Source organism: Kitasatospora sp. NPDC058406, from assembly GCF_042722765.1.
Taxonomy (GTDB): domain Bacteria; phylum Actinomycetota; class Actinomycetes; order Streptomycetales; family Streptomycetaceae; genus Kitasatospora.
In genome coordinates, this window is record NZ_JBHXKE010000002.1 from 1 (window position 1) to 6,161 (window position 6,161).

Below are 6,161 nucleotides of genomic sequence, written 5' to 3' on the forward strand. Positions count from 1 at the left end.
GCCCGGCCCCCCCCCGCCCCCCGCTGCCCCCGGCCCCCCCGCCCGCCGCCTTCCGGCCCGGTTCCCCCCGCCGGTGCGCCGGTCCCCCCAGGCCCGCTCCGCCGCCCCGTGCCGGCGGTGCGCGGCCTGCGACCGGCTCCGGTGCGGAGCTCGACGGCGCTTCCGCCGGTCCCCCGTGACCGGCGGACGACGCCCGTCCGCAGCTCCGGGGCGGAGCGCCCGACGCGCCGCCGTCCCGGTGCCACCACTCTCCCGTCTTCGCAGGTCGCGGGCCATCCGCGCAGGTACTCAACCCGGTACCTGAGTATCCGTACTCAGACGCACTCGGACCGCACTCGGACCTCCCGCGGCGGGAACCGCACACCCCGCCCGCGGCGTCCCGGTACGGTACGGCGAGCCGGGCCGATCCCGGCGGGCACTCCGAGGAGGAACGGATGACGATCGTTCCGCTGATCTTCACCAGCGGACTGGCGAGCGGGATCAACGCGTACGCGGTGGTGCTGCTGCTCGGTCTGCTCGGCCGGTTCGCGGGGGCCGACTCGGTGCCGCCCGCGCTGGAGCGCACCGACGTGCTGATCGCCGCGGGCGTGCTGTTCCTGCTGGAGGCGGTGGCCGACAAGATCCCGTACGTGGACAGCCTCTGGGACGTCGCCCACACCGCGATCCGGCCGGTCGCGGGTGCCACCGTGGGCGCGCTGATCGCCTCCGCCGACCCGGGCTCGCTGAGCGAGGTCGCGGCGGGCGCGATGGGCGGCACGGCCGCGCTGGTCAGCCACCTGGTGAAGGCCTCGCTGCGGATGGCGGTCAACACCTCGCCGGAGCCGGCCAGCAACATCGTGGTCTCGCTGGCCGAGGACGTGTCGGTGGCCGGACTGGTCACCCTGGCGATCTTCCACCCCTGGCTGGCCGCCTCGATCGCCACCGTCCTGCTGCTGATCGGCCTGCTGCTGGTCTGGTTCGCGGTCAACCGGATCCGGGCCTTCCGGGCCCGGCGGCGGGAACGGAGGGCCGCCCGCGCCGCCGCGGCCGGACGCCCGGTGGTGGAGGAGCCCGTCCAGGGGACCCGGAGCGGGCCCTAGGATCGGACGCATGGCACGGATCGTCATCATCGGCGCAGGTATGAGCGGGCTCGCGGCGGCCTCCCGGCTGGCGACCCTCGGGCACAGGGTGACGGTCTGCGAGGCGCGCGGCACGTACGGTGGGATGGTCGGCCGCTACGAGCGCGACGGCTTCGCCTTCGACACCGGCCCGGGTCTGCTCACCCTCCCCGCCGTCTACCGCGACCTCGCGCTGAAGACCGGCCGGGAGCCGCTGGAGGAACTGGTCGAGCTGGGCCCGGTCGACCCGGAGAGCCGTCACCTGTTCGCCGACGGCACCGCGCTGTCGCTGCCCAACGCGTCCCGGGGCGGCGTGGTCCGGGCCCTCGACGAGGCCTTCGGCCCGGGCGCCGGCGAGCGCTGGGCAACGGTGCTCAACCACGGCCGCACGGTCTGGGAGGCCACCCGCCGCCCGCTGCTGGAGGAGCCCCTCCCCGCCGACCCCCGGCCGCTGCACACCGACCCGTACCCGGTGCCGGGGGCCGACCGGCGCGGCCTGTTCGGCCGGCTGCGCGGCCGCCGGCCGTGGACGCTGGCCGACGTCGCCGCCGAGCAGCTGGGCGGGCACCCGGCCCTGACCGCCCTGCTGCACGAGCACGCGCTGCGCTTCGGGCTCGACCCGCGCAGCGCCCCCGCCGGGGCCACCGTGCTGCCGTACATGGAGCAGTCCTTCGGCGTCTGGTACGTCCGGGGCGGCCTGCGCGCGCTGGCCGACGCCTTTCACCGGCGGTGCGAGCAGCGCAAGGTGGAGTTCCGCTTCGAGACGCCGGTCACCAAGGTGGACACCCGGGACGGCCGGGTCTGCGGTGTGCAGACCAAGGGCGACCGGATCGACGCCGACCTGGTGGTCTCCTCGATCGACACCCGGGTGCTGCACACCCAGTGGATGGGCCCGGCCGACTCCTCGGACGACTGGCCGGCCTCCGCCGGGCGGCTGCACGGCGTGCCCGGACGGGTCAGCGTGCTGCTCGCGCTGCGCGGCGCCCGGCCGGCCGGTACCGCGCACCGCACGGTGGTGCACGCCGGTGACCCGGCCGCCGAGCTGGCCGGCATCTTCTCCCCGGGCGCCCCGCTGTCGGACCGCCCGACCGTCCAGGTCCTGCGGCCGGACGACCCGTCGTTGCATCCGGAGGGCCACGAGAGCGTCGTGCTCACCGCGACCACGCCCTCGCTGGACCTCGACTGGGGGACGCCCGGCACCGCCGACGCCTTCGCCGACCGGATGCTCGACCAGGCCGACGCGGCCGGGCTCGGCCTGCGCGAGCGGGTGCTCTGGCGGGTGGTCCGCACTCCCGAGCACACCGAGCGCGACGCCGGTTCCTTCTTCGGCTCCGTGCCGCCGCCCGCGCTCGCCGGATTCGGCGGCGACCTGCTCCAGGCCCCGAACGAGGACTACCCCGGCCTCTACCTCACCGGCGGCGCCGCCCACCCCGGCGGCGGCCTGGCCCGCGTCGGCATGTCCGCCTGCATCGTGGCCAACCTCATCGGCCCCGCCTGAGCCGGACGGTCGGAGCGGGCCGCCGAGCGGGATCCGGTTCCGGGGTCCCGGAATCAGCCCTGCTGCTGCCAGGTGGTTTGCTGCGGGTAGCCGTACTGGTCGTACTGCGGCTGCTGCGGGATACCGTGCCGGCCCTGGCCCTGATCGTGGCCCTGCCCCTGGTCGGGCTGGGCCTGGTGGTGGTCCACGTGCTGGTGCCCGGGCTGGGGGTGCCACTGCTGCTGGTCGTAGCCGTACGGGTCAGGCTGCTGGACGCCCTGCTGCTGGTAGGTGCCGTACGGATCCGGCTGCTGGACACCCTGCTGCTGGTAGGTGCCGTACGGGTCGGGCTGCTGCACGGCCTGCTGCTGGTAGGTGCCGTAGCCCTGGTCGTACGCGAAGGCGGGCTGCTGCGGGGTCTGCCACTGCTGCTGGGCGTTCTGGTCCCACGCCGTCTGCTGCTGGTCGTACCCCGTCCCGTAGACCTCGGCGTACGGGTCGGCCTGAGGGACGGCCTGGGGAACGGCCTGGAGCAGCTCGGTCTGCTGCTGCTCGTAGTAGGCGGGCGCGTAGACGCCGTCCGTCGCCAGCTCCTGCATCGCGAAGGCTGCGGTCTGCTCGACGGCCGGTGCGTCCTCGGCCGCCGGGGCCGGCTCCGGGGCCTCCTCGACGACGCTCACCTCGCCGACCCGCTCCGCCGCGACCACGGCGGCCGCGGCCGCCGCACCGCCGGTCAGCGCGCCGAGCATGGGCACCTTGGCCAGCGGGCCGGGCAGGCCGCCGTCGGCCGTGCGGAGCGACCAGCCGGCCGCGTACCCGCGCTTCACCGAGAGGGTGACGAAGGTCTGGCCGACCGCGAACATCGCCGCGCCCCCGCCGATCACCGGGACGGATCCCATCGCCATCCCGACGGCCACCCCGAGGAAGCCGGCGAGGGCCAGGCCGCGCCAGTGCAGCGGCGCCCGGTTCTGCAGCAGCAGCTCGGCGACCAGCCAGAGCGCCACCACCGCCAACGCGCCGTACAGCAGCAGGTATCCGATCCCCATCCCGCCCGGTACCTCCAGTCGCGTGCCCGCGCGCGCCGCGCGTGTGCGGCGACTGTACCGGTTCAACGGCCCGGGTACCGCATCGCGTTCCCGGCCGCTCGGGCCCGGCTCCCGGCCTGCCCCGGACCGCCCGCGGACGGGCCGCAGAAGGGCGGAAAGCGGGCCGGGCCGGGCCGGACATGAGCCGCCGACGAGGCTCAGCGCCGGTGCAGGCCGAGGTTCTGGTAGATCTCCAGGGTGGCCGTCGAGTGGTTCAGCGTGATGAAGTGCAGCCCGGGGACGCCCTCCGCCAGCAGCCGCTCGGACATCGCGGTGGCGTGCTCCATGCCGACCTCGCGCAGCGCCGCCGGGTCGTCGATCACCGCCCGCAGCCGGGCCTCCAGGTCGACCGGGAAGGCCGAACCGCTCAGCTCGGGGAACCGCTCCAGCTGCTTGGCGTTGGTGACCGGCATGATCTCCGGGATGATCGGCGCCTCGCAGCCGGCGGCCGTCACCCGGTCGCGCAGCCGCAGGTAGTCGTCGACCTCGAAGAACATCTGGGTGATCGCGTAGTCGGCCCCGGAGCGGATCTTCGCCACGAAGTGCCGGATGTCCTCGTCCCAGTCGGTCGACCGCGGGTGCATGTTCGGCGAGGCCGCCACGCCGACGCAGAAGTCGCCGATGCCCTTGATCAGCTCGACCAGCTCGTAGGCGTAGGTGACGCCCTGCGGGTGGTTGACCCACTCGCCGGTCGGGTCACCGGGCGGGTCGCCGCGCACCGCGAGGACGTTCCGCACGCCCTGGTCGGCGTACTGGCCGATGATGTTGCGCAGCTCGGCGATCGAGTGGTCGACGGCGGTCAGGTGGGCGACCGGGGTCAGCGTGGTCTCGGTGGCGATCCGGCCGACCATGTTGACGGTGCGCTCGCGCGAGGAGCCGCCCGCGCCGTAGGTCATGCAGACGAAGTTGGGGTCGAGCGGTTCGAGCCGCCGGATGGCGTCCCAGAGTTTCTGCTCGCCGGCCTCGGTGCGCGGTGGCATGAACTCGAAGGAGAAGGACCGCTTGCCGGCTGCCAGGAGTTCGCGGACCGTCAGCGCGCGGTCCGGTCTGGTGGAAGCGATACCTAGTGCCATGCTGGCAGGTTAGCCGCCGGGCGAAGGGCGCGGACAACTCGGTCCCAGATTTTGAGACAACAGGTGGACGGCGTTCCGGTTCCCCACCACCGCCGTTCACCCGGGCGGCCGACGCTCGTCCGTACAGTTGTTCCTGCCCGCCCGGATACCCTGGCTGAACCCCAGCGACCTCCGGAGTCCCATCGTGACCTCGTCCCGCCAGCGGCCGGCCAACCCCATTGACGTGGAGGACGTGCGCGAGCGTGTCAACGCCGCCCTCGCCGGCTTCATGGGCGGCCAGTCGGCCCTGCTCGGCAAGATCTCCCCACAGCTGGGGCCGGTCGCCGACGCGCTCCGCGACTTCCTGCTGGACGGCGGCAAGCGGCTGCGCCCGGCGTTCTGCTACTGGGGCTGGCGCGGCGCCGGCGGCCCGGCGGCGAGCAGCGGGATCGACCGGGCGGCGGCGGCCCTGGAGCTGCTCCAGGCCAGCGCGCTGGTCCACGACGACCTGATGGACCGCAGCGACACCCGGCGCGGTCTGCCCTCGGTGCACCGCCGGTTCGAGGCGCTCCACCGCGAGCACGGCTGGCGCGGCGACCGCGAGCAGTACGGCGCCTCGGCGGCGGTGCTGCTCGGCGACCTGCTGCTGATCTGGTGCGACGAGCTGTTCCTGCACTCGGGCCTGGAACCGGCCGCGGTGCTGGCCGCCAAGCCGATGTTCGACCTGATGCGCACCGAGGTGATGGTCGGCCAGTACCTGGACGTGCTGGAGCCGGTCGCCGGGGACTCCACCGACGAGGGCGCGCTGGACCGGGCGCAGACCGTCCTGCACTACAAGTCGGCCAAGTACACGATCGAGCGGCCGCTGCAGGTCGGCGCGCTACTGGCGGGCGCCCCGCCGGAGCTGGTCGAGGCGTACGGGGCGTTCGGACTGCCGCTGGGCGAGGCGTTCCAGCTGCGGGACGACCTGCTCGGCGTCTTCGGCGACCCCGCGGTCACCGGCAAGCCGGCCGGGGACGACCTGCGCGAGGGCAAGCGGACGCTGCTGGTGGCGCACGCCATGCGGGGCCTGTCGGCCGCCGACGCCCGGCACCTGGACGAGCGGCTGGGCGCGCCCGACCTGGCCGCCCCGGAGGTCGCCGAGCTGCGCGGGCTGGTGGCCCGCTCCGGCGCGCCGGACGTGGTCGAGCAGCGGATCGAGGAGCTGATGCGGCAGTCGCTGGCCGCGCTCGCGGCGGCGCCGCTGGCGGACGAGCGGGCCCGCGAGGTGCTGCTGGCGCTGGCCGAGGCCGCCACCGTCCGCAAGTACTGACCGCGGACGGCGGAGGAGGCAGGCGGCCGGTCGGGGGGGGGGGGGGGGGGGGCCCCGCCGGAGCGGCGGGCCCCGGGGGGCGGGGCGGGGGGGGGGGCCCGGGCGGGCCCCGGGCGGGGGGGGGAGGGGCGCGCACGG

General features: G+C 75.1%; 5 protein-coding genes. 3 read left to right on the forward strand and 2 right to left on the reverse strand.

What is annotated here, in order from left to right; all coding sequences use genetic code 11:
* Window positions 1-434: 434 nt before the first annotated feature.
* Together ACFWOG_RS00520 and ACFWOG_RS00525 are read left to right on the forward strand one after the other, a co-directional pair.
* A complete protein-coding gene (locus tag ACFWOG_RS00520; protein WP_329882160.1) occupies window positions 435-1,079 on the forward strand; it encodes a DUF4126 domain-containing protein in 645 nt (214 codons plus the stop codon).
* 10 nt (window positions 1,080-1,089) lie between these two features.
* On the forward strand, window positions 1,090-2,595 hold the full coding sequence (locus ACFWOG_RS00525; RefSeq protein ID WP_380353373.1) for a phytoene desaturase family protein: 1,506 nt from the start codon (window positions 1,090-1,092) through the stop codon (window positions 2,593-2,595).
* A gap of 53 nt (window positions 2,596-2,648) precedes the next feature.
* On the opposite strand, the gene ACFWOG_RS00530 is transcribed toward ACFWOG_RS00525, so the two are convergent.
* Together ACFWOG_RS00530 and metF are read right to left on the reverse strand one after the other, a co-directional pair.
* Window positions 2,649-3,620 carry a hypothetical protein gene (locus ACFWOG_RS00530; protein WP_380353375.1) on the reverse strand — a complete coding sequence of 324 codons (972 nt, stop codon included), beginning with the start codon at window positions 3,618-3,620 and terminating at the stop codon, window positions 2,649-2,651.
* 197 nt (window positions 3,621-3,817) lie between these two features.
* On the reverse strand, window positions 3,818-4,732 hold the full coding sequence (gene metF, locus ACFWOG_RS00535; RefSeq protein ID WP_329882163.1) for a methylenetetrahydrofolate reductase [NAD(P)H]: 915 nt from the start codon (window positions 4,730-4,732) through the stop codon (window positions 3,818-3,820).
* A gap of 184 nt (window positions 4,733-4,916) precedes the next feature.
* Here metF and ACFWOG_RS00540 point away from each other — a divergent pair, with 184 nt between their 5' ends.
* Window positions 4,917-6,023 carry a polyprenyl synthetase family protein gene (locus tag ACFWOG_RS00540; protein WP_355408297.1) on the forward strand — a complete coding sequence of 369 codons (1,107 nt, stop codon included), beginning with the start codon at window positions 4,917-4,919 and terminating at the stop codon, window positions 6,021-6,023.
* The last annotated feature ends 138 nt before the right edge of the window (window positions 6,024-6,161 follow it).